The organism is Stenotrophomonas sp. 05L44_2, assembly GCF_056665995.1.
On sequence record NZ_JBFTNR010001017.1, the window covers coordinates 1 to 1,240 of the forward strand.

A 1,240-nucleotide genomic window follows, 5' to 3' on the forward strand; every position below is an offset into this window, starting at 1 on the left:
TGATCATCGATGGCGTGCAGAAGGTCTTCATGCCCGGTATGCCGGTGCAGGCGAAGGCGGTGGCGATGCAGCCCACCGCTGCGCCGGCGCCGGGTCGCGATGCAACTGCCGCACTGAACCACTGATCCGCCGGCTCCTGATCCGCGTCCGCGCACTGCTGGACAACGCCGATCGCCAGTTCACCCCGGGCCTGTTCGCCCGCGTGCAGCTGCTCGGCAGCGGCCAGTTCCAGGCCATGCTGATCGACGACAAGGCCGTGCTGACCGACCAGGACCGCAAGTACGTCTATGTGGTCGACAAGGATGGCAAGGCCCAGCGCCGTGACATCCGCCTCGGCCGCACCGCCGAAGGCCTGCGCATCGTCGAGCAGGGCCTGGCCGCCGGTGACAAGGTGATCATCGATGGCGTGCAGAAGGTCTTCATGCCCGGTATGCCGGTGCAGGCGAAGGCGGTGGCGATGCAGCCCACCGCTGCGCCGGCGCCGGGTCGCGATGCAACTGCCGCACTGAACCACTGATCCGCCGGCTCCTGATCCGCGTCCGCTGCCCATCGGTGAGTACCCCGAAGTGGTGCCGCCGTCGGTGGTCGTACGCACGGTCTACCCGGGCGCCAACCCGAAGGTGATCGCTGAAACCGTGGCCACCCCGCTGGAGGAGGCCATCAACGGCGTTGAGGGCATGATCTACCTCAAGTCGGTGGCCGGTTCCGACGGCGTGCTGCAGATGACCATCACCTTCCGCCCGGGCACCGACCCGGACGAAGCGGCGGTGAAGGTACAGAACCGCGTTGCCCAGGCCCAGGCGCGACTGCCCGAGGACGTGCGCCGGCAAGGCGTGACCACCCAGAAGCAGTCRCCSACCTTCCTGATGGTGGTGCACCTGACCTCGCCSRRCGGCAAGTACGACACCCTGTACCTGCGCAACTACGCSCGCCTGCACGTCAAGGACGCGCTGGCACGTATCCAGGGCGTCGGCGACGCACAGATCTTCGGCGGTGGTGACTATGCCATGCGCGCCTGGCTGGACCCGGACAAGGTTGCCGCGCGCGGCCTGACCGCCAGCGATGTGGTGCGCGCCATGCGCGAGCAGAACGTACAGGTCTCGGCCGGCCAGCTCGGCGCCGAGCCGATGCCCAACAGCCAGTTCCTGACCCTGATCAATGCCCAGGGCCGCCTGCGCAGCGAGCAGGAGTTCGGCGACATCGTGCTCAAGAGCGGCACCGACGGTGAAGTGGTGCGGCT

1 protein-coding gene and 1 pseudogene are annotated in these 1,240 nt (G+C 68.0%); both read left to right on the top strand.

Features of this window, described 5'->3' with window-relative positions; translation table 11 throughout:
• Nucleotides 1-517, top strand: a 517-nt coding sequence (locus tag AC1VAN_RS22775; RefSeq protein ID WP_480986859.1) for an efflux RND transporter periplasmic adaptor subunit, incomplete at its 5' end; no start/stop codon positions are given.
• 25 nt (nt 518-542) lie between these two features.
• Nucleotides 543-1,240: pseudogene (locus AC1VAN_RS22780) on the top strand (efflux RND transporter permease subunit); the annotation flags it as partial.